Here is a 21,079-nt window from a genome sequence, read left to right on the forward strand (position 1 = left end):
GACCATGATGCGGCGTTTCGAAGATGCTCGGATCCTGATGTACAGTCACGACACGTTCGGACTCGGCCACTTGCGCCGTTGCAGGACCATTGCGCATTCGCTGGTCGAGGATTATCGCGGGCTTAACATCCTCATCATCTCTGGCGCCACTATTGCGGGGGCGTTCGATTACCGTGCCCGCGTCGATTTTGTGAAGGTGCCGAGCGTCATCAAGTTGCGCAACGGTGAATATACCTCGCTTGCGCGGCATATCGATCTGCATGAAACCTTGAAGATGCGCCAATCGATCATCCGGCACACCGCAGAGACGTTCCAGCCGGATATCTTCATCGTCGACAAGGAGCCGATGGGGCTCAAGGGCGAAGTCGAAGAAACGCTCGCTTATCTCAAATCGCGCGGGACCACCCTCGTCCTCGGGTTGCGCGAGGTCATGGATGCGCCGCATCTGCTCGAGGCTGAGTGGAAGAACAACAATGTGATGCGCAAGATCGACCAGTTCTACGACACGGTGTGGGTCTATGGTCCCCCGGACTTTTACGACCCGCTGGTCGAACTCGACGTGCCTACGTCTGTGCGCGACAAAATGAAATTTGTCGGTTTCCTCCAGCGTAGCCTCTCGAACGACAGTGCGCCCACACATGTCCCCGAGGGCGACTATATATTGGTGACGACCGGCGGCGGCGGTGACGGCGCCGATCTCGTGCACAATGTCATCCACGCCTACCAGCAGGACCCGACCCTGCAGCACAAGGCGTTCATCGTGCTAGGACCCTATATGCCGGCCAAGCAAAGGGCCAAGCTGGTCCAGAAGGGCAGCAAGATACCGCAGATCCAGGTCATCGAGTTCGATAACCGCATGGAAGAACTGATCGCGGGCGCGAAGGCCGTGGTCGCCATGGGCGGCTACAACACCTATTGTGAGATCCTCTCCTTCGACAAGCCGGCGCTTATCGTTCCGCGCGTAGCACCGCGCGCCGAGCAGCTCATCCGTGCGCGGCGGGCCTCCGAACTTGGCCTTGTCGAAATGCTGCTCCCCGAACAGGCGGACAATCCGCAGCTTCTGGCAGAAGTGCTCAAGCGCCTGCCGCATCGTGCGCCGCCGTCGCAGACCGGCAAGGGCATGCGCCTCGAAGGGCTCGTCCATATTTCCGAGATCGTCGGCGACTGGCTCGACGAGCGCGAGCAGCCGCTCCCGGCCGTCGCGGAATAGCTTTTACATGCATTCGCCTCTGATACGTCGAAAGACGCTTGTCGTTCTTAAAGGCTACCCGCGCCTTTCGGAAACGTTTATCGCTCAGGAACTGCTTGGACTGGAGCGCGCCGGCTTCGATCTCACGCTCATCTCGATGCGAAGGCCGACCGACAAGAAGCGCCATCCCATTCATGACGAAATACGCGCGCGGGTGGTCTACCTACCTGAGTATTTGCACGAAGAGCCCTTGCGCGTATTGCAAGCGCTAGTTGCCGGATGGCGCAAGCCGAACTTCAGCGAACTCCTAAAAAGATTCTGGAAAGATTTGCGCCGCGATGTCTCGCGCAACCGCTTCCGCCGGCTTGGCCAGGCGCTTGTCCTTGCCCATGAATGGCCGGACGCAGGCGAATGGCTCCATGCCCATTTCATCCATACGCCGGCCTCCGTCACGGCATATACCAGCATCATGACCGGCGTGCCCTGGTCCTGTTCGGCACATGCGAAGGATATCTGGACGTCGCCCGATTGGGAGCTGACTGAAAAGCTCGCTGACGCACGGTGGAGCGTGACGTGCACGCGCTCGGGGTTCGAGCATATGCGCGACCTTGCTCCGGCCAAGGACCGGGTGCATTTGAGCTATCATGGGCTCGATCTGGAGCGGTTCGGACGCTTCGATGCCGAGCGGTCAAGACGCGACGGATCGGATGCGTCCAACCAGGTACAGATCTTGAGCGTCGGCCGTGCTGTGCCCAAGAAGGGTTATGATGTGCTTTTGGAGGCCTTGGCGCTTCTGCCGCGCGACCTTCATTGGCGGTTTGTGCATATCGGTGGGGGCAATGAACTATCGCGGCTGCAGCCGCTTGCCACGAGGCTGGGCATCGCAGATCGAATCGACTGGAAGGGCGCCCTCGCTCAGGTGGATGTGCTGGACCACTATCGCCGCGCTGATGTTTTTGCTCTCGCCTGCCGGGTAGCAGCAGACGGCGATCGCGACGGCCTGCCCAATGTTCTGGTAGAAGCGTCCAGCCAAAATCTCCTCTGTGTTTCAACGAATATTTCGGGCGTTCCGGAATTGCTGACGGATGACGCGAATGGTCTTGTCGTCGCGCCCGAAGATCCGCAAGCGCTGGCGGCCGCGCTCGAGCGTGCCATCCGCGATCCAGACCTGCGGCATCGGCTCGGTGAAGCAGCAGAAGCCCGCGTGCGCGAACATTTCGACCACGATTCGAGTATCCGGCAATTGACGCGGCTCTTCGAAAGCGAATGGCAGAAGGTATGACTGCACCACGCATATTCTTTTACGTTCAGCATTTGCTGGGTATCGGTCATCTGGCGCGGGCGAGCCGAGTAGCTTCGGCGCTCGCTGCCGCCCATTTTGACGTCCTGGTCGTCACAGGAGGCACAAAGGTTCCAGGATTTCCCGCAGAAGGGATCAAATCTGTCGCCCTTCCCGCCGTTGTCGCCGCCAGCGCCGGTTTTTCGGGCCTTGCCGACATCAATGGTGACACGGTGGGTGAGGAATTTCTCGCCCGCCGCCGCGCCCTTCTGCTGGAAGCTTTCCACGAGATGCAGCCTGATATCGTGATTACAGAGGCTTTTCCGTTCGGCCGCCGCCAGATGCGCTTCGAACTCCTGCCTCTACTCGGCGCGATTGAAGCCATGGCCCCGCGTCCGATTGTCGTGGCGTCGATCCGCGACATCTTGCAGGAACGCGCGAAGCCTGGACGGGATGAAGAGACGGTGGCACTCGCTAAAGAGCATTTCGATCACGTGCTCGTTCATGGCGATCGCTCCTTCGTCAGCCTGCCGGAAACCTTTCCGCTGGCGGGCGAGATCGAGGAGAAAATCATTTATACGGGGCTCGTCGCCGCACCGGCCCCCGAGGAACCGGATGACGTGTTCGACATCGTTGTTTCTGCCGGTGGAGGCGCGGTCGGAATTGACCTTATTCTTGCCGCCCTTGCTTTAGCGCGACGGTCGAACCCGAACAGATCCTGGTGTCTTATCACCGGCCCCAATCTGTCAGAGACCGAGTTCGCCGGACTTGCAGCGGACTTGCCTGATCATGTCCGCCTTTTTCGCTTTCGCAAGGATTTTCCCGCCTTGCTCAAGCGCGCAGAGCTTTCCATCTCGCAAGCCGGGTACAACACCGTCTGCGACATCCTTCAGGCGGGGTGCCGCTCGATACTGGTTCCCTTCACTGCCGGCGGCGAAACGGAGCAACGCTTGCGTGCAACGCGGCTCGCGACCATGGATCGCGCGGTCGTCGTGCCGGAAATGGGGCTGAATGCCGGGACGCTCGGCAATGCGCTGGAGGCGGTTCTTGCAAAGCCGCGTCCGCTTCCTGGCGGGCTCGATCTGAGAGGCGCGCAACGCACCGCCGAGATCTTGCGGGAACTCGTCGAGGCGCGCAGGATTTAAACAAATCGCGCTTGCGACCTGTCATATAGCCTTCGCGGAACGGATGCTGTAGGCTAGGACGATTCAACCATGGAGTTCATCCATGTGCACTTCAAACGTTTCAGTTCTTGAAATGCCTGCTGGATTCACAGCGTACGGTTACCAATGGAAAAAAGCCTAACCCGTTATATCTGGTCGCATACCCGGCTCCAGCAGATGTGGATTCTGTTCGTCGTCGCGGTTTCGATGATTCCGTACTTCCTCTCGTTCGACCTGCCGAAACAGATCGTCAACGGTCCGATACAGGGAACCGGGTTTGACACGCCAGGTTCGACGCAAACCTTCATGCGCATTGAGTATGACTTTCCCTATATCGGCAACATTCTGTTCTTCGAGGGATTGCAACTGACGCGCTTCCAGATGCTGATGGCCCTCAGCCTGGTATTTCTCTTCCTGGTCGTCATCAACGGTCTCTTCAAGCTTTACATCAACACCTATAAGGGCCGGCTGGGGGAGCGAATGTTGCGGCGCATACGCTTCGAACTGGTCGACCGGGTGCTGCGTTTCCCGCCGGCAACTTTCAAGCGGGTGAAGTCGGCCGAGATCGCGACGATGATCAAGGACGAGGTCGAGCCGATGGGCGGCTTTACCGGCGATGCCTTCGTTCAGCCCGCGCTTCTGGGCGGCCAGGCAATCACGGCGCTGGTCTTCATCATCATGCAGAATTTCTGGCTGGGAATGATTGCGGCGGGCATTGTCGCCGTGCAGGGCGTCGTCATTCCGCGCATGCGCAAGCGTTTGCTCGAACTTGGCCGCCAACGCCAGCTGACCGCGCGCGAGCTTTCGGGGCGCGTCGGCGAAATCGTCGATGGCATCGGCACGATTCACGGCAACGATACGTCTAATTTCGAGCGTGCCGACATTGCGGCCCGTCTCGGCCTTATCTTCTCGATCCGTTATGACCTTTACCAATGGAAGTTCCTGGTGAAGTTCATCAACAACTTCCTCGCGCAGGTAACGCCCTTCCTGTTTTATTCCATCGGCGGCTTTCTGGCGCTGCAGGGACGGCTCGACATCGGTCAGCTCGTCGCGGTGATCAACGCCTACAAGGATCTGCCGGGGCCGCTCAAGGAGCTCATCGACTGGGATCAGGCCCGGCAAGACGTTCAGGTCAAGTATGCGCAAGTTGTCGAACAGTTCAACGTCGAGCGCCTGGTCGATCCCAAGATCCAGGCCCTGTCGACCGATCCCATCAGTCCGCTCGAGCATTCGCTCCATGCAGTGAATCTAACCGTGTCGGACGATGCAGGCGCGCCGCTCCTGCGGCATGTCTCGCTGGAAATCATGCCTGGCGAGACCGTTGCCATCGTCGGCAACAGCAGCAGCGGCGCGGAGGCACTTGCCGAGGCATTCAGCCGTCAGGTCTGGCCGGATCAGGGCCGCATCACCATTGACGGGCGCGATATTCTGGAACTGCCCGAAGCGATTACCGGGCGACGCATCGCCTATGCTTCGTCCGACACATATTTCTTCCAGGGAAGCTTGCGGGACAATCTTCTCTATGGCCTGAAGCATGCGCCGATGGTCCCGGTGGAGTATGAGGGCAAGCTTGCGGATCAGTACAAATGGAACATCATCGAGGCCCGCAAGGCCGGCAATCCCGAGCTCGACGTAAATAGCGACTGGGTCGATTATGCTTCGGCCGGGGTGACAGGGCCCCAGGATCTCTTTGACGTCTTGCGGCCGGTGCTCGATGCCGTGCTGATTTCGCAGGACATCCTCGACATGGCGCTGAATTCGCGCGTCAATACCGCCGCCCACGGCGATTTGACGAGCCGTATCGTGGAATTGCGCGAAGCGCTGCGCGAGCGTCTGAAAAAAGAAGATCTCGACGACCTGGTCGTGCCGTTCAAGCTCGATGCCTACAATCCACAGGCGACAGTCGGCGAGAACTTCCTGTTCGGGTCGATGAAGCGGCCGATGATGACCAATCGAAAGCTTGCGGCGAATCCCTATTTCCGTTCGGTTATGCGCGAGACCGGCCTGCTCGATGACCTTTACGCAATGGGTCTCGAGATTGCCGAGAACGCAGTCGAACTCTTCCAGGATCTGCCCCCCGACCATCCGTTCTTCCAGCAGCTCACTTTCATGACCGCCGACGATATTCCAGGCTATCAGCAGCTCCTGCAAAAACTGAAGGGCCGCGACATCGATGCCGCCTCCTCGGATGAACGCACCAGCATTATCCGCTTGAGCTTCTCCTATATCGAGCCGCGGCACCGTTTCGGTCTCTTGAATGATGAATTGATGGCCAAGATCGTCGAAGCGCGCGGTCGGTTCCATCGCGATATGCCGGAGGATCTCAAAGCCGTCATCGAGCGCTACGACCCGGAGAAATTCATCGCCTCGGCGACACTCATGGACAACGTTTTGTTTGGCAGGGTTGGGGTTACGCAAGCAGATGGGACGGACCGCATCCGCGCCATCCTTCGCGATTTGTTCGACAAGCTCAGCCTTTTCGAAAGCGTGCTCTCCATCGGCATGGATTTCGATGTGGGTTCGGGCGGCAAACGCATCACAAATGTGCAGCGGCAGAAGCTCAACGTCGCCCGTGCCCTGTTGAAGCGCGCGGACTATGTGATCTTCAATCGCCCGCTTCCGGCACTCGACCAGCGCGTTCAGGATCAGATAACCCACAAGATCATGGAGGACCTTCACAAGGAAGGACGCCCGCCAGCCATCGTCTGGGTGCTGTCGAATTCGGCGCTTGCAAACCTCTTTGACCGTGTCATCGTGTTCGACAAGGGCACGCTGGTCGAAGAGGGAACGCACGCGACTCTTCTTGAGAAAAACGGTATATTCAAGGAGCTGGTATCGTAGAATACCACGGAACCAAGGGGCGAAGTGGAAGACCTAAAAAGGGGGCAGTGTACGTTCATGTTGCTGAAAGACGAAGTCGAAATGCTACGGCGGGTGCCGCTGTTTTCGGGTGTTGCCCCTGCCAAACTCAAGCTGCTGGCCTTCACCTCCGACCGCGTGAGCTACAAGGCCGGGCAGACCCTTTTTCGCCAAGGGGATCCAGCCGACGCCGCCTATGTCATCCTGACCGGCCGCGCCGATATTCTGTCGGAGACCCCGAGCGGCGAGATCAAGGTCGCCGAGATCGAACATGATTCCATCGTCGGTGAAATCGCCATTCTGTGCGACGTATCGCGAACTGCGACCGTGCGCGCCAACTCGGCGCTGGAAGCGCTGCGCATCAGCAAGGATCATTTTTTCAAGCTTCTGAGCGACTATCCGGAAATGACCATTGAAATCATGCGCGTCCTTGCCGACCGTCTCAGCCATACGACGACCGAGCTTAGCGAAGCACGCAGCAGGCAAAAGCAAACGGCAAAGTAGTCCACGGCCTTAGGCTTATTCGATTTCGCAGATTTTTCCGGTTGCGAGATCGATCGTGAAATTGCGTGATGGATGGCCAGATAGATATCGGGCCATCATGCGAAACAACCGCATAAACGTGTCCTGTGCCTCGCCCGATTTCACCGAACTTTGGTCGGAAAAAAGCTCCATGAGGTAGCGGTACATCCTCATCTTATCGCTTGGAATGCGATCCAGCCCCAATTCACTGCCAAGCCGCAGTTTGTACCAGTCCCCGAGTAGTTTCAGGCACGTTATGGCGTCGAGTTCATCGAGAGTAAGCCCCGCGGCTCGCAATGCGCTTCGTATCCGCTCCATGGACTCGTAGCGGCCGCGTTCGGCGTGAAGCAGAACGGTGGCGTCGGCAAGTGCGACCGCCTGATGGTGATGGCCGAGTACGGCCAGGTCCCCCAGATTAATCTGCGCAAGGACCCTAGCTAGATCCTTCGGCCATTCCCTCCGCAGGTAGCGGTGGACGACGAGTTGATCGACATGTTCCGCAATGAAGGTACCGTAATCGGGTGCATCGAGTATTTGGCCGACCTTTTTACCCGTTACGCCGATCTCGACACGGTATTGCTCGATCAGGAGCGGATCGATGGGCACTTTATCGAGCGCCACGGTTTCGACCTTGAGGCTGTCCTCGCCAAACGTGATGATCTTGAAGACCGGGGGAAATGCGACAAGCGATGGTACGCCGATGTTGATAAGAAATTTGTCATCCAGCTCCGCGCGTGCCGTATCGTTGACATGCAGGTGGCCGCTGAAGTGGATGTGGAGGCCTGCATCCATGAGCGCATCCGCAACGGCGCGGGAGGGTATGCGTTCAATCGAACTCGTTCTGCCGATCACTGCAAGCTCGTCATCCATCGTACCGTCGAGCATGTCGAGCGCCGGATAATGCGAGAAGGCAAGCAACGTCTTGCCGTTGAGCCTCGCCCTTGCAGCGACGTCTTTCGCCCAATCGAGGATGAACGCCTTGTGTTTGAGCATGGCATTCCAGCCGGCATTGGTGCTGTCGACAAACGCGCCTGCATAGCCCTCGACGAACTCGCCATTGCGCGGCTCAAACACGTTTGCGTCGATCATTAGCAGCCAAAGGCCCGGCACTGGCTCAACCAGATAGGAAGCATCCATCAAGTGGTATTCGTTGCGGCCATCCTGCGATCGCACCGTGTAATGCCGCCGCTCGGGTCGGTCGTCAGTCCCGAACGGTGTTTCCCAGTGCAGGTCGGATGCCTTTCGAAAGAAGCCGAGATCGGGCAGCGCGCTCAGCCCGGCCGGATAGCCGGAGCAATACATTTTGTCCGTCGTCACCATGCCGTCCGCATCATCGTCGACGAAGCCACCGTCGCTGGCAACAATCGTATAGGTGCCGTCCGGATTGAGAAGGCGCTTGGCATGGTGGCGTCCGGTGGGGCCGAAAATATCGTGATTTCCAGGAGTTGCGATGAAATTAAGCCCGTGATCGCGCGTATATCCATCAAGAACCTCGCGCAGGGCGCGTATGGTCGCCGCCTGCCCGTCGTCCGAATAGTCGCCGAGCAGGACAACATGCTTCATGCCGCGCTCGATCACCGTGTCCAGGGCCGCGCGCAAGGCGCGATAGCTTTCGTTGAAGACACGGGTCGACCTTACGGTGTCGGTCAGCCGCCGCGCGGACATGTTGCGCCCGGCAACATCGATGCCGCTGAAATCATAATCGCCGTAGAGATCGTGAAAATGTGCATCCGCGATGATAGCAATGGGCGGGAATTGCGAAGACGACATGAACGAAGCATTCCGGTGGAAAGATACGCAAACTTATACATTTGTATCGACAATTGTCATGAAGCTTAAAAAGCGTATGACTATCGCTTATATACGTTGTGTTTTGGGTGTTTATTGCGCCCATGGCAACTAATTCGAAAGCCAACGCTCGCATTAGGAAAGCGGTTTGGCTACGATACCCGACAGGCGCGGGGGATTGGGTGTAAAAATCGGAATGAACGACGAAGTGTTTCGGGTAAAATTCTGGGGGACGCGTGGCAGCGTCGCCGTTTCGGGACCCGAGTTCGAACGGTACGGTGGAAACACCGCCTGTATTGAAGTTCAGTGCGGCAAGCACAGGCTGATTTTCGACGCCGGATCGGGCGTGCGGCAGGCGGGAGAAGCTCTGACGCGGGAAGGCGCCGATGAACTGGATATCATCTTCACCCACTGCCACTACGATCATATCATCGGCCTGCCCTATTTTGCGCCGCTCTACAATCCAATGATGAATGTGCGCATCTGGTCGGGCCATCTTGCCGGCGTCATGTCAACGCGCGAGATCGTCAAGCAATTCATGCGTCCGCCCTGGTTTCCTGTCGAGCCGGAAATCTGCAAGGCATGTCTGGGCTTTCGCGATTTCCGTTCCGGCGACGTGCTGGAGCCATTTGAGGGTGTAAGGATCGAGACGGGTAGTCTCAATCATCCGGGCGGCTGCATCGGCTATCGCATCGAATGGGCAGGCAAAGTGCTGGCATTGATCTACGACACCGAGCACGAGGCCGGGAAGTTTGACCCCGAGGTGATGCGGCTTATCAAGGGCGCCGATCTCGTCGTCTACGATTGCACCTATACGGAAGATGAAATGCCGCGCCGGTTTGGCTATGGACATTCAACCTGGCAGCATGGCGTCCTTCTTGCCAAGGCAGCAAACGTGAAGAGGTTTGCATTGTTTCACCATGCGCCGTCGCGCACCGATGACGAACTCGATGAGTTCGAACATCTGGCAAAGGAGCACTTTCCGGGTGCATTTTCCGCGCGCGATTTTCAGGAGATCGATCTTTAGATCATCGACCCTGAATGAGCTCGCCAAGCGCGGCCCAGCGGGCATTCGGCGCTGCCGCGATGATCGCAAAGAGCTTATGCAGGAACTGCCAGGCCGCTTCGTCATGGACAAGGTGGTGGGTCAGTATTCCGATGGGCTCGCCCAGGCCGTCAAATCTCTTCTGAAGTTCCTTGACGATAGCGGCAACGAGTTCGTCATGATTGCGGCCACCGCGCGTTCCATGCCAGTCCATGAGATCGACATGGGTGTTGACGACGGGAATGAATGCAGTCTGCTTCGCCTTGGCCGGGCCGAAAACGGAAAGCGCGTCAAATCCAAGTCGAGGCAACTCGGCAATCAATCCTTGGTCGATGCGATTCCAGGGTGGCACCAGCGCTGGCACAAAACGCTGTGGGAACAGCGCGCGAATACGCCCGACACCTTCTCCGATTTCGCCGAGGACCATTTGGCGCGGCCGATGGGAGCCGAGTTCCTGCTTCTTCTCGGTGATCGGGGCGTGATTCTGGTGCGACCAGCCATGGACGGCGACAAGAATGCGCAGTTCATCGGTCAATCGCTCGGCAAGCGTCGCCTCGGCATGAGCAGGGACTACCGCCAAGGTCATTGGCACGTCATTCTTGTTGCTGAGCTCGAGCAGCCGCTCCAACGCGGACGTTGGTTTGACCGCATCGTCATCGCGCAGCCAAAATTGCGCCTGGCGCCCGGCGTCGAACCAGCGCTGTAATTCGGCCTGCAGAGGCTGCCAGGTCGCATCAATTCCCATTATGCTGTCCCAGATTGTCGCAAAATTTGATCAAGCCGCACCGACGCACCTTCAAGGGAACGCTCTTGCGCAATGAAGCGGTGTGCCTCCGAGCCCATACGTGTGCGCCTTGCCTCATCGTCAAGCAATGTGGCGATGGCCCGGGCATATGCCTGGGTGTCACCGGCCGGAGTGAGGATGCCGGTCTCACCATCTTTTACGACTTCGGGAACACCTGCTACGGCTTGCGCCACGACTGGCACCCCTGCTGCCTGCGCTTCCATGTAGGCGATCCCATAGGCTTCGCCGACACCCGGCCAAACGTAGACGGACGCCTGTTGCAGGACGCTCCGGATGACGGCTGGAGACTGTTCTCCAAGCCATTCGATGCGTTCAGGCTTGAACTTCGAGAAAAGCGCCCTTGTCTCGGAGGCCGCCGGTCCGTCACCGATGATCGTCAATGTCCAGTGCTCGTCCTCGATCGCCATCAGGGCGTCCGCCAATATTCTATAGCTCTCTAGCTTGTCGCCGCTGCGCATCATGGCGATTGTCATCAGCTTTCGCGGCTCTCTTTGCGCTTTTGACATCTTGAAGGGCGCGACATCGATGAATGGAAACAGACGTTCGAGCCGCGCCTCGGGGATCGCCGCCGCAAGACCCTGCCGGTCCCGCTCGGTAAAGCAGAGATTGACGTCCGCCTGCCGCACGGCGTCCGCCACGAGCGATTGCAGGGCTGCCCATCCGCTCTTGTCGCGCCGATGCGAAAAGGAGGCCTCCGCCGTGACATAGGGTATATTCAACGCGGCAGCCACTCGAGGGCCGATGAGGTCCGGCGCCTTATAATATGGATGGTAGGAGAGCCAGACATCCGGCCTTGGCTCCCACCAGCGGCCAAGCCGCTCTACCTCCTGCGCCGCTGCGGCTGCTATCTCCCCGCGCCTGCTATCCTCGGGAGTGGCGGTAAAACTCCGCAACTCCGATGCCAGATCGACGCTATGGCCGGCAAGCTCCAAAGCAGCGATCAATAGCCGCGCCATCTGACGGTCACCCGACGGGACCGGATGGTTGGGCGATTTCAATGGTGCATAGAACGCTATGCGCATGAGCAATGATTGACTTTCTGTCGGCAGCAACTGCCATCCTGATGGAATCTGCATGGCACGATTTCCAGCGCGGCGCCAATTGCTTCGGATGTTGCTAACGATATTTTGATGGTTCGTGCGTTCTGGAATGTTCAAAAAGCCATTGTTGTAGACCACCAAGCTTGCGTTTGAGTTATACAGCCCGTATCGCCAAAGGGCCGGACTTCGCATAGACTGGTCGAGGAAAATCAGGTGTTTATGACAGCAGCCACGACCAAGCCGACCGGTATTTCAGAACGATCCTTGCGCCGGACAAGGCTGGCCTCCGGCTTGATCATGCTTGTCTTCGTATCACTCCATCTCGCCAACCACGCACTCAACCTCATTTCGCTCAGTGCCGCCGAAGCGGGTCGCCTGTGGTTCATTGCCATCTGGCGCAGCCCGCCTGGCACGGTGCTGCTCTATGGAGCGGTTGTCGTCCACGTGGCGCTGGTCATGCGTTCGCTCTATCAGCACCGCACCCTGGTAATGCCTGCGCGCGAAGCGCTGCAGATCGTGCTTGGATTGCTCATCCCTCTTTTCATCATCGAACATGTGGCGGCAACACGTATTCGTTTCGATCTAGCGGGAATTGAGCCGACCTACGAAAGCGTCATTCGTGGATTGTGGATCGACTCGCCAGCCAATGGCCTGCGGCAAAGCATTGCCCTCTTCATTATCTGGACCCATGGTTGTATTGGCGTCCACTTCTGGCTGCGTTATCGCTCCTGGTACAACAAGGCTGCACCGTACCTTCTGACCGTTGCCATCCTGCTTCCTGTTCTTGCACTGCTTGGATTTGCCGATACGGGCCGCGTTCTCGAGAGCGAGCCAATTCAGTCAAGTTACGGCCGGGCCGTCGAACCGGCGCCTGCAAGGCACCTTCGTGAAGCGAGGCTTGAAGACGTTCAGACCGTCAAATACACGCTCTACGGCGCTTTCGCTGCAACGCTGCTCAGCGTTATCGGCTTGCGCACACGCCGAAGCTGGCGGGAGCGCATCGACCAGATCGAGGTTCGCTATCCGGGCGGTGAAACGGTGCGGGTTCCGCGTGGATTCAGCGTTCTCGAAGCAAGCCGCCTTGGCGGAATACCGCATTATGCAGTCTGCGGTGGCAAGGGGCGATGTTCCACCTGCCGGGTTCAGGTCATTGAGGGTGTATCGAAACTTCCCCCGCCCGAATCCACTGAGCTTGCGACGTTGAAGCGTATCGGCGCAGAACCCGGCGTGCGGCTGGCCTGTCAATTGCGCCCCTCTGGCGACATCAGTGTCGTCCCTCTCCTGCAGCCGTCAAACGAGGGCATCGTGCCCGTCGGCAGCCAGCAAACCAATCCGGGACGTGAACAGGAAATTGCAATTCTCTTCTGTGATATCCGCAGTTTTACCATGCTGACGGAGGCGCGCCTTCCATACGACATTGTCTTCCTTCTCAATCGCTATTTCGCCATTGTCGGGCAGGCCGTCGAACGGTCGGGTGGCCGTCTGGACAAGTTTATCGGCGACGGTGCCATGGCGCTGTTCGGCTTGAACGGCTCGGCGGAGGAGGGTTGCCGCAATGCGCTGAAGGCGGCGGCGACGATCACGCACGAGATGGAACGACTGAACGAAGAACTTGCTGGAGAACTGTCGATGCCGATACGTGTCGCCATCGGCGTTCACGCCGGGCCCGCAATTATCGGTGCCATGGGTTACGGAACGGTGAAGAACCTTACAGCGATCGGCGATACCGTCAATGTCGCGAGCAGGCTTGAGACGATCGCGAAGGAGCTCGATGCGACCATTGTCGTCTCCGAGCCGACCATCCGTCTCGCCGGGTCCGACACCGAAACGCTTGAAAGCCGTGAGATTGCCATTCGGGGCCGCGTCGAACCGCTTCGTGTCTACATCATCCCTCAGGAATTGACCGTGCGTTTTGTATAATCGGGGCCGCATACATGTTCGCTAACAAGCCATTTGGCAGGCACTGGCGCAGGCTTCGGGATCGAGTAGCCCGGCGAATGTTCAATACGCGGCTCGGCCGCGAAGTCCTGATTCACGGAATTGGACCGCGCGTCCTTACCATGACAGTGGATTGCGGCGACCACGTCATGAGCTTTTCCCCGTCCGACTACATCGGCAGGAAAGTCTTCCGCAAAGGTAATTTCGACCGCGATCACGTCGATCGCCTGCTCAGTATTCTGCGCGACCGGCAATTGCTGGGGCCCCAAACCACGCTGTTGGAACTTGGCGGCAATATCGGCACCCAAACTGTCTATTTCGCCTTGAGCAAGGCATTCGGTCATATCGTCAGCGTTGAGCCCGATCCGCGCAATTTCGAACTCCTTCGGCTCAACATCGAGCAGAACAGGCTGACGGACAGTGTTACGCTCCTCAATTGCGCTGCGGGCGACACGGACGGTCAGATCGATTTTTTCCAGCACCGCGACAATCACGGGAAGAGCAGCATGATCCGGCAAAGCAGCAAGGATCATTGCATCGTTGTCGCCGTCAAGCCTGTCGAAGCGATCCTGCAGGAAGCACAGGTAAGGTGCGAGGAAATTGGCCTGGTCTGGATGGATATAGAGGGCTACGAACCGCAGGCTTGCAGATCAATGGAAGTGCTTCTCGCGCGGCGTGTCCCCGTCTACCTTGAATTTTCGCCGGCCTTCTACGGCCAGGGACGAACTGCTGACTTTGTCAAATATCTGGCCAAATTCTACGAGGATTGCCTGATTTTCCGTGAGGAAAGCATTGAGGCCTCGAAGGTCGCCACGATCCCTGTCAATGAACGGCAATTCGACCTGCTGCTATTCGATGCGGCGATAAAGGAAGTAACGGCCGACCGGGACGCTTGAGCAAATGGGCAATGCTTCAAGTTGCGGGTGAAGCAGTTCGAGACCGCTCACGACAAGGCCTTGCGGACGAAGCAGGCCAGCAGCGAGTTGCGGCAACCAGGTGAGTGTGATCGCATCCTTGTCGTCATAGCCGGTGCCTATATCAACATGGACGAGCGCGGCGCCGACGCCGACGAAGGTCTGGGCGGTTTCGCGAATTTCGCCAAGGACGATGTTTTCGGGCGCGGGCGTCGACGTCTTGTGCGAGCCGACCGCCCGGTCGAACGCGATGATGCGTTTGTCTGGAAACAACGCGCGGAGATGATCGAATGTCCGGCCGTTGCCGAGTCCGAGTTCAAGCACCGGCCCTTCAATTTCGTCCACCGTCTCGCGAATATCGTTAAGAATATCGCGTTGCGCGGTCAAGCGGTGAATGAAGCTGTCAAGCCGGCTCATGAATGCCTCCGTTCTCAATCATATCGTTGACCCGCTTAACATGTTCGCCCCATTGGGTCGACCTGTACGGATCGCCATTCGGATATGATCCATGTCTCCCTCAAGGGGGCGTTATTCGCAACCAGAAGGGGATGTTAATGTTGCACGGACTGGCGGCTGCCGCGGATGATCAGCACCGCAAAGATCGGTCCGCCAAGCAATGTTGCAACGAGACCCGTGGGTAGTTGCCACGGGAAATAAATGGTTCGGCCGATAAAGTCGGCTGCCGCCATCAGCAATGCCCCGAAGAGCGCCGACCCCAGGATGTGCGTCGTCCCGCGCGGCAAGCCGACGCGTTGCGCGAGATGAGGCGCCATCAATCCGACGAAACTCAACGGTCCGACGACCAGGGTGGCAATGGCCGTCAATAGCGCGGAAAGGCCCAGGATAAGGGCGCGGAAGCGCTTGATGTCGACGCCATGGGCATGGGCGGAGATGTCCCCCAGCGCGAAATGCTGCAGGGGCCGCGCGAGCAATATCACGGCGAAGAGGCCGGCGATCGCAAATGCCGCGGACGTCCATGCCAGCAGGGGCGTAACGCCATAGGTAGAACCGGCCATCCAACTGAGAAGGAAGAGCGCGCGCGGATCGCCGGAAGCAAGGATGACAGAAACGAGCGCCGTCAAAAGTGCCCCGAGCGATACGCCAAAGATCAGAAACTGGTTTCCCGCATGCGATCGCCGGTTGACGGCAAAGAGGATCACGAGCACCACGCCGGCACCGGAAAAGCCGCCGATCAGCCTGTGAGCATAGGTCGGCTGCGCGACAAGAAAAAGCATGCACAGCAGTCCCAGCGCCGTGCCGGCGCTCACGCCAAGCACCTCGGGACTGGCGAGGGCGTTGCCCGTCAGCCTCTGCAAAAGGCTTCCTGACAAGGCGAGCAGAACGCCCGCAGAAATGGCGGCAACTAGACGCGGCACGCGCCATGGCAACAACGACCGCAGGGTTTCGCCCGCCTGGCTTGCCCATCCTGCATTGATGTCGCGGCCAACAACGATAGCAAGCAGAGCAGCCGCCGCCAAAAGCAACAAAAGCAATGACAACAGCAAGCGAGGCCTTGGAGTGGCTACGATAAGCGCTTTCCCCTGAACCGCGATCGCGTTAGGCACGTTGCGCCTCAACATCAGAAACAACAAGAAAGGTGCCCCGATGACTGCAGTGACTGCGCCGGTCGGAAGGCTAACCCCGGATACCGCCCCGTAAAACTGCACAAGCTGATCGACGATGATGAGAAGTGCCGCGCCTGCAAGCGAAGCCGCGATCAACCGCGTTGCGATGCGCCTTGCCCCGATGGCCCGCGCGATGGCCGGCGCCGCCAGACCGAGGAAACCAATGATCCCCACCGCGCTGACCGTAAATGCAGTCAACGCAACGGCAACGAAGAGCGCGCCGGCGCGAATGCTTTGTATCTTGACCCCGAGGGCCTGTGCGGCATCTCCGAGCGTCAGAACACTGAGCTGTTTGACCAGCAGGAGTGCGAGAACAGAGCATCCGATGATTTTTGGTGTGAGGGTCGCCACCTGCCGCCAGTCGTTCTGATTTAGTGAACCGCCTCCCCAGATGAAAAGGCCGGCAAGGTAGTGGTCGTTCATGAGGGTGAGCAACGTGACGACTGCAGTGCAGTAGAGCCCCGTGACCATGCCTGTCAGAATGACGACGACGGGATTGAATCTATATTTCCAGCCCACGGCAAAAACGATGCCGACAGCGGCGAACCCGCCAAAGGCAGTGGAAATATCCCGGCTCCAGCCGAGGATTACCGGAAACCAGAGCATGGCAATGCCAAGGCTGAGTTGCGCGCCGGCCTCGATGCCGAGCGTTGACGGCGATGCGAGAGGATTGCGCAGGACATGTTGGAACAGCATGCCCGAAAGTCCAAGTGCGAAGCCGCAGATGGCTGCCATCGCGAGACGGGGAAGGAGGCTGTAATGCGCGAGTACCGCACGGCTGTCGTCGGGTGATGGGGTCGAGAACAGGCTGCCGAGGCTGAGCCCTTCCAGCGATGGCAAAAGGTTCAAAGCGGTAATGGCAAGCGCGGCGGCCCAGAGGGCGCCGATCCATAGCCATGGCTGGGCGTCTTTACGTTTCATGTGGTGGCTTCCACCAGCAGGCGCGCAAAGCGGGTCATCGAGGGCAAGGTGCCGAACATGAGCACACTGTCCATGCGTCGCGCACGGTCTTTCTGGACGAACGGCATGCTTTGCCAAAGCGGGCTTCCGGGAAGCGTGGCGAGAACATCCGGTGGCACCGGATCCATGTAGAAGAGCCAGTTATCGCCGACTTCAATGAGGTCGGCGATGCCGCCATCGCTGAAACCCCATTCATTGGTTGGGCGCTTCCAGGCATTTTCGAGACCCAGGCGGTCGAGAACATCCTGAAAATTGCCACCCGGTCCATAGAAGCGGATGTTGCGAGCATCCATGAAGGTCATGACGGCGAGCTTGCCAAGATGTTGCGCTTTGGCCTTGGCGGCCTCAAGTTCGCTTGCGGTACGCTCGATAAGGGCTTCCGCTTCCGCCGTTCTGCCGAGCAGGCTCCCGAGCTCGCGCGTCGCGGCCACGATATTGGGATAGGGCGAGGTACCTGTCGCATGGATAGGAAAGGACCTCACAGGCGCAATCAGTTCGAGCTGCGGCCTGACCCATTCGAGATAGGGCGTCGACAGGATAAGGTCAGGCTTCAGGAGCTGCAGAAGCTCCATGTTGATCTCATGGGCCGCGCCCATGTTGGCAATCCCTTGCGGGAGGGGGGGCTCGACAGCCCAGATGGGCCAGCTTGGGGTATCGATCAGGCCGATGGGGGTAACGCCGATTTCGATCAGCGTTTGCGCCAGGCCATAGTCGAGACTGACGACACGCAGTGTCGCTGCGCCGCTTCTCCCAATGGAAAGCGTGGGCGCGAGCGCCATGGTGCCGAGAAGAAATGCGCGTCGTGAGAGGGTAGCCATGGCTAGAGAACGTAGCTGATTGGCGATTGCGTCTGCGGGTGCGGAAAAATGCCCATGCGAACGCCGTAGATCGCATCGAGACGCTCCGCCGTGATCAAGGCGGCGGTTTCGTCGTGGGCCACCAGACGGCCACCGGCAAGCGCGATGAGCCGGTCGCAGTAGCGCGCCGCCATGTTGATATCGTGGAGCACGATCAGCACAGTTTTCTTGTGCTCATGCGCCAGCATGCGAATGAGTTCCATGACCTCGATCTGGTGGCTGATATCGAGCGCCGATATCGGCTCATCCAGCAACAGGCATTCAGTATCTTGCGCGATCAGCATGGCGACAAAGGCCCGCTGACGCTCGCCGCCCGAAAGCGTATCAACGACGCGGTCGGCGAGCGCCGTCATCGAAGTAAGCTTCAACGCCTCCGCCACCTTCAGCTTGTCTAGGGCAGAAAAGCGGCCAAGCGCGCCGTGCCAGGGATAACGTCCCAGGGCAACGACCTCGCGCACCGTCATGCCATCCGTATCAGGCGTCTGCTGCGGCAGGTAAGCCACGCGCCGTGCATAGTCCTTGGTGCGAAACGATACGAGATCCTGTCCGGCATATTCGGCCCGCCCCGCTGTCGCGGATTGGAACCGCGCCAGTATCTTCAGGAGCGTGGACTTTCCCGAACCATTATGCCCGAGTATGCCGACGACCTCCCCGGTTGGAACGCTCAACGTCAATGGATGCAACAGTGCCTTGCCATCGACCTCGAAGCCAATGCCATCTAGCGAGAAGGAAGTTCCAGTCATTGCAGCCATCAGAACTTCGCCGAAAGCGTGGCCTTGATGGCCCGGCCCTCGCCATAAATGCACATGGGATTGCCGATGTCGTCGCTGGAACAGGTCGAGTAATACTCCTTGTCGAAGATGTTGCTCGCCTTCAGCGATCCCTTCCAGCCGTTCTTTTCATAGCTGATCAGCGCGTCGACAAGCGTGTAGCTATCTACCTTGATCAGATTGGCGTTGTCGCCATACGTACTTCCGACATAGCGAACACCCGAGCCGACGTTAAGACCCTCGAGAGCGCCGGTCTCGAATGTATACTTGGCCCAGAGACCCGCCTGGTGTTCGGGCACCAGCGCCGGACGGTTGCCAACCTCCCCGTCGATGTTGCTCGACGTGATTTCGGCGTCGAGATAGGTGTAGCTCGCGATCAGGCTGACGCCATGGAACAGGTTGACGACGGATTCGAGTTCAAAGCCGCGATGTCGGACCTCGCCGGTTTGCACCTGGAACGTCGGGTCCACCGGGTCGGGTGTCAGCACGTTGGACTTGGTGATCTCGAATACCGAGCCTGTCACCGTGCCAGGGAAATAGTCGGGCTCATATTTGACGCCGGCTTCGTACTGCTTGCCCTCCGAAGGCGCAAAGGTCTGGCCGCTGGAGCCCTGGCCAATGACCGGACTGAACGATTCCGTATAGCTGATATAGGGCGTAAAACCGTTATCGAAGAGATAGCCAAGGCCGGCCTTACCGGTGAAGGCGTTGTCGTCCTGGGTATCGGAGGTGTCGCTCAACCGGTCGAAATTCTTGTTCGTCACCCACGACTGGCGCCCGCCCAGCGTAAGAAGCCAATGATCGTCGAACTTGGTCTGGGTCTGTCCATAAAGTCCGATTTGATCGACCGTCTGCTTGCGGTCGACATAGATTGCGGGCGATTCGATGTCGAGATGGTAGTCGGGGTTGGTGATGTCCAGAGTCGGACCCTCACCGTAGCCGTTGTGGCCGTCGACAGTCTGGCGCGTATAGTCGAGACCCATCAGCAATGTGTTCTTGATGCGGGCATTTTCGTAATCGTACTGCACGTTGTTGTCGACGCTGAAGATCGTCGCTGTCTCATCCACCGTGAACAGCGTCCGGTTCATGGTCGTATCGTCAGCCATGCTTGAATAGTAGAGATGCCGATAGTCGGTATCCTGCGATGAATAGCGAAGGTTCTGCCGAACCTTCCATGCGTCGTTGAAGCTGTGTTCGAAAAGATAACCGATCGAGCCGTGATTGGCGTCGAAGTCGTTGAAGCCCGGTTGTGCAGTGGTGAAGCTGCGCGAGAATTTCGGCAGGTCGGGAAATGCCGGGTTGGCAACCGGAAGGAATGCATTGGGAGTGAGCTTGTCCCACTGGTAGTTGGCAAGGACTGTCAGCGACGTGTCAGCGCTGGGCGACCAGGTAATTGCCGGGGCGATGTACACGCGATCGTTCTGGGAGAAATCGGTCTCCAGTTCGCCGTCGCGCAGCAGGCCTGTCAAGCGATAGGTCCAGACGCCTTCCTTATCGAGCGGTCCACCGGCGTCGATCCCAAGTTCATAGGTGTTGAATGATCCATAGCCGGCATAGGCGCTGTAGAACGGGTCGGTTGTCGGTCGCTTCGTCACCAGGTTGACGAGGCCGGCCACATCATTTTCGCCGTAGAGAACCGAGGACGGTCCCTTGAGGACTTCGACTCGTTCCATTCCATAGGGTTCGGATTTGAAGCCGGAAAAGTCGATGGCTTTTTGCGGCAGACCATCGCGGAATACGGCATAGGTACCAACGTCAAAGCCGCGGATCAGAAACTGATCGAAGCGCTCGTCGACCCCCCAGGGCGATGCCGTAACGCCCGACGTGTAAGCTATGGCGTCTTCGACGCGGTCGACGATGCGGTCATCCATCTGCTCGCGCGTAACGACGGAGATCGACTGTGGAATTTCGCGGATCGGCACGTCGGTTTTCGAGCCCGTCAGGGTGTTCTTTGCGATATAGCCCTTATCAGGACCGACTGGGTTGCTGTCGCCATCGATGACGATCGTATTGAGCTGGATATTGCCTGCGTCCTGGGAGCGCGCGACGCCGGCCATCATCAGACTGGCGACCGCTGTCGACATCAACAGGAACGTCAATTGCTTTGGCGCTACCGAATTGAAAGACCGTCTATCGGTTTCGTGAACGCGCATAACCCACCCCATGTATAATCCATTGACATTGCTGGAAGTTTCATGAGTTCTACTCATGTTTAAACATGACTACATTTGTCATATTAAATAAGTCAAGCCAGGACCATTACTTTTCCAGTGCGCACCTCGTGGTTGCAATCCAGGGTGTGACTTTGATGTTACACGCGGGACG

The 21,079-nt window shown here is 58.5% G+C and carries 16 protein-coding genes; 8 read left to right on the forward strand and 8 right to left on the reverse strand.

All coding sequences use genetic code 11. The features are described 5' to 3' along the window. Nucleotides 1-4: 4 nt before the first annotated feature. The 5 genes from BR48_RS0121010 to BR48_RS0121030 all read left to right on the forward strand — a co-directional run bounded on the left by BR48_RS0121010 (nt 5) and on the right by BR48_RS0121030 (nt 6,994). Nucleotides 5-1,210 carry a glycosyltransferase family protein gene (locus tag BR48_RS0121010; protein ID WP_027233110.1) on the forward strand — a complete coding sequence of 402 codons (1,206 nt, stop codon included), beginning with the start codon at nt 5-7 and terminating at the stop codon, nt 1,208-1,210. Nucleotides 1,211-1,217: 7 nt separating this feature from the next. Further along, nucleotides 1,218-2,471, forward strand: coding sequence for a glycosyltransferase family 4 protein (locus BR48_RS0121015; protein WP_036815173.1), 1,254 nt, complete (start codon nt 1,218-1,220; stop codon nt 2,469-2,471). Next, on the forward strand, nt 2,468-3,613 hold the full coding sequence (locus tag BR48_RS0121020) for a glycosyltransferase (RefSeq protein WP_027233112.1): 1,146 nt from the start codon (nt 2,468-2,470) through the stop codon (nt 3,611-3,613). The genes BR48_RS0121015 and BR48_RS0121020 overlap by 4 nt, the downstream gene beginning before the upstream one ends. 144 nt (nt 3,614-3,757) lie before the next feature. Further along, nucleotides 3,758-6,472, forward strand: coding sequence for an ABC transporter ATP-binding protein (locus BR48_RS0121025; RefSeq protein ID WP_027233113.1), 2,715 nt, complete (start codon nt 3,758-3,760; stop codon nt 6,470-6,472). A gap of 57 nt (nt 6,473-6,529) precedes the next feature. Beyond that, nucleotides 6,530-6,994 (forward strand): Crp/Fnr family transcriptional regulator, encoded by a 465-nt coding sequence (locus BR48_RS0121030; protein WP_027233114.1) that lies wholly within the window; start codon nt 6,530-6,532, stop codon nt 6,992-6,994. A 15-nt stretch (nt 6,995-7,009) separates the two neighbouring features. Here the strand turns inward: BR48_RS0121030 and BR48_RS25185 are convergent, their stop codons facing one another. Next, on the reverse strand, nt 7,010-8,782 hold the full coding sequence (locus BR48_RS25185) for a metallophosphoesterase (protein WP_051615326.1): 1,773 nt from the start codon (nt 8,780-8,782) through the stop codon (nt 7,010-7,012). A gap of 214 nt (nt 8,783-8,996) precedes the next feature. Between BR48_RS25185 and BR48_RS0121040 the strand changes: the two genes are divergently transcribed. Further along, nucleotides 8,997-9,827, forward strand: coding sequence for an MBL fold metallo-hydrolase (locus BR48_RS0121040; RefSeq protein WP_027233115.1), 831 nt, complete (start codon nt 8,997-8,999; stop codon nt 9,825-9,827). A 1-nt stretch (nt 9,828) separates the two neighbouring features. Here BR48_RS0121040 and BR48_RS0121045 read toward each other — a convergent pair whose 3' ends face one another. Beyond that, nucleotides 9,829-10,590, reverse strand: coding sequence for a polysaccharide deacetylase family protein (locus tag BR48_RS0121045; RefSeq protein WP_027233116.1), 762 nt, complete (start codon nt 10,588-10,590; stop codon nt 9,829-9,831). Continuing rightward, entirely contained in the window at nt 10,590-11,672 is a 1,083-nt protein-coding gene (locus BR48_RS0121050) for a glycosyltransferase family 4 protein (protein ID WP_027233117.1), read from the reverse strand. The genes BR48_RS0121045 and BR48_RS0121050 overlap by 1 nt, the downstream gene beginning before the upstream one ends. 237 nt (nt 11,673-11,909) lie before the next feature. Between BR48_RS0121050 and BR48_RS0121055 the strand changes: the two genes are divergently transcribed. Further along, nucleotides 11,910-13,610, forward strand: coding sequence for an adenylate/guanylate cyclase domain-containing protein (locus BR48_RS0121055; RefSeq protein WP_027233118.1), 1,701 nt, complete (start codon nt 11,910-11,912; stop codon nt 13,608-13,610). A 77-nt stretch (nt 13,611-13,687) separates the two neighbouring features. Then, complete coding sequence (locus BR48_RS25190; RefSeq protein WP_245273662.1) at nt 13,688-14,524, forward strand: FkbM family methyltransferase; 837 nt, start codon at nt 13,688-13,690, stop codon at nt 14,522-14,524. Here the strand turns inward: BR48_RS25190 and BR48_RS0121065 are convergent. The 5 genes from BR48_RS0121065 to BR48_RS25200 all read right to left on the reverse strand — a co-directional run bounded on the left by BR48_RS0121065 (nt 14,477) and on the right by BR48_RS25200 (nt 20,907). Then, nucleotides 14,477-14,959, reverse strand: coding sequence for a class I SAM-dependent methyltransferase (locus BR48_RS0121065; protein WP_027233119.1), 483 nt, complete (start codon nt 14,957-14,959; stop codon nt 14,477-14,479). The two genes, BR48_RS25190 and BR48_RS0121065, sit on opposite strands and share 48 nt — an antisense overlap. A 134-nt stretch (nt 14,960-15,093) precedes the next feature. After that, nucleotides 15,094-17,088 (reverse strand): Fe(3+)-hydroxamate ABC transporter permease FhuB, encoded by a 1,995-nt coding sequence (fhuB, locus tag BR48_RS25195; RefSeq protein WP_036815178.1) that lies wholly within the window; start codon nt 17,086-17,088, stop codon nt 15,094-15,096. Then, nucleotides 17,085-17,945 (reverse strand): ABC transporter substrate-binding protein, encoded by an 861-nt coding sequence (locus tag BR48_RS0121075; protein ID WP_027233120.1) that lies wholly within the window; start codon nt 17,943-17,945, stop codon nt 17,085-17,087. The genes fhuB and BR48_RS0121075 overlap by 4 nt, the downstream gene beginning before the upstream one ends. 2 nt (nt 17,946-17,947) lie before the next feature. Further along, on the reverse strand, nt 17,948-18,736 hold the full coding sequence (locus BR48_RS0121080) for an ATP-binding cassette domain-containing protein (RefSeq protein WP_027233121.1): 789 nt from the start codon (nt 18,734-18,736) through the stop codon (nt 17,948-17,950). Then, nucleotides 18,736-20,907 (reverse strand): TonB-dependent siderophore receptor, encoded by a 2,172-nt coding sequence (locus BR48_RS25200; protein ID WP_051615356.1) that lies wholly within the window; start codon nt 20,905-20,907, stop codon nt 18,736-18,738. Before BR48_RS25200 ends, BR48_RS0121080 begins: the two co-directional genes overlap by 1 nt. Nucleotides 20,908-21,079 lie beyond the last annotated feature (172 nt).

Origin of the sequence: Phyllobacterium sp. UNC302MFCol5.2 (assembly GCF_000686005.1) — a bacterium.
Classification (GTDB): domain Bacteria; phylum Pseudomonadota; class Alphaproteobacteria; order Rhizobiales; family Rhizobiaceae; genus Phyllobacterium; species Phyllobacterium pellucidum.

Bases quoted from the DNA above. Each gene is read 5' to 3' on its own strand.
- BR48_RS25190 (WP_245273662.1), top strand. From the start codon at position 13,688: ATGTTCAATACGCGGCTCGGCCGCGAAGTCCTGATTCACGGAATTGGA.
- BR48_RS0121080 (WP_027233121.1), bottom strand. From the start codon at position 18,736: ATGGCTGCAATGACTGGAACTTCCTTCTCGCTAGATGGCATTGGCTTC.
- BR48_RS0121050 (WP_027233117.1), bottom strand. From the start codon at position 11,672: ATGCGCATAGCGTTCTATGCACCATTGAAATCGCCCAACCATCCGGTC.
- BR48_RS0121025 (WP_027233113.1), top strand. From the start codon at position 3,758: ATGGAAAAAAGCCTAACCCGTTATATCTGGTCGCATACCCGGCTCCAG.
- BR48_RS0121015 (WP_036815173.1), top strand. From the start codon at position 1,218: ATGCATTCGCCTCTGATACGTCGAAAGACGCTTGTCGTTCTTAAAGGC.
- fhuB (WP_036815178.1), bottom strand. From the start codon at position 17,088: ATGAAACGTAAAGACGCCCAGCCATGGCTATGGATCGGCGCCCTCTGG.
- BR48_RS0121045 (WP_027233116.1), bottom strand. From the start codon at position 10,590: ATGGGAATTGATGCGACCTGGCAGCCTCTGCAGGCCGAATTACAGCGC.
- BR48_RS25185 (WP_051615326.1), bottom strand. From the start codon at position 8,782: ATGTCGTCTTCGCAATTCCCGCCCATTGCTATCATCGCGGATGCACAT.
- BR48_RS0121010 (WP_027233110.1), top strand. From the start codon at position 5: ATGATGCGGCGTTTCGAAGATGCTCGGATCCTGATGTACAGTCACGAC.
- BR48_RS0121020 (WP_027233112.1), top strand. From the start codon at position 2,468: ATGACTGCACCACGCATATTCTTTTACGTTCAGCATTTGCTGGGTATC.
- BR48_RS0121065 (WP_027233119.1), bottom strand. From the start codon at position 14,959: ATGAGCCGGCTTGACAGCTTCATTCACCGCTTGACCGCGCAACGCGAT.
- BR48_RS0121030 (WP_027233114.1), top strand. From the start codon at position 6,530: ATGTTGCTGAAAGACGAAGTCGAAATGCTACGGCGGGTGCCGCTGTTT.
- BR48_RS0121055 (WP_027233118.1), top strand. From the start codon at position 11,910: ATGACAGCAGCCACGACCAAGCCGACCGGTATTTCAGAACGATCCTTG.
- BR48_RS0121040 (WP_027233115.1), top strand. From the start codon at position 8,997: ATGAACGACGAAGTGTTTCGGGTAAAATTCTGGGGGACGCGTGGCAGC.
- BR48_RS0121075 (WP_027233120.1), bottom strand. From the start codon at position 17,945: ATGGCTACCCTCTCACGACGCGCATTTCTTCTCGGCACCATGGCGCTC.
- BR48_RS25200 (WP_051615356.1), bottom strand. From the start codon at position 20,907: ATGCGCGTTCACGAAACCGATAGACGGTCTTTCAATTCGGTAGCGCCA.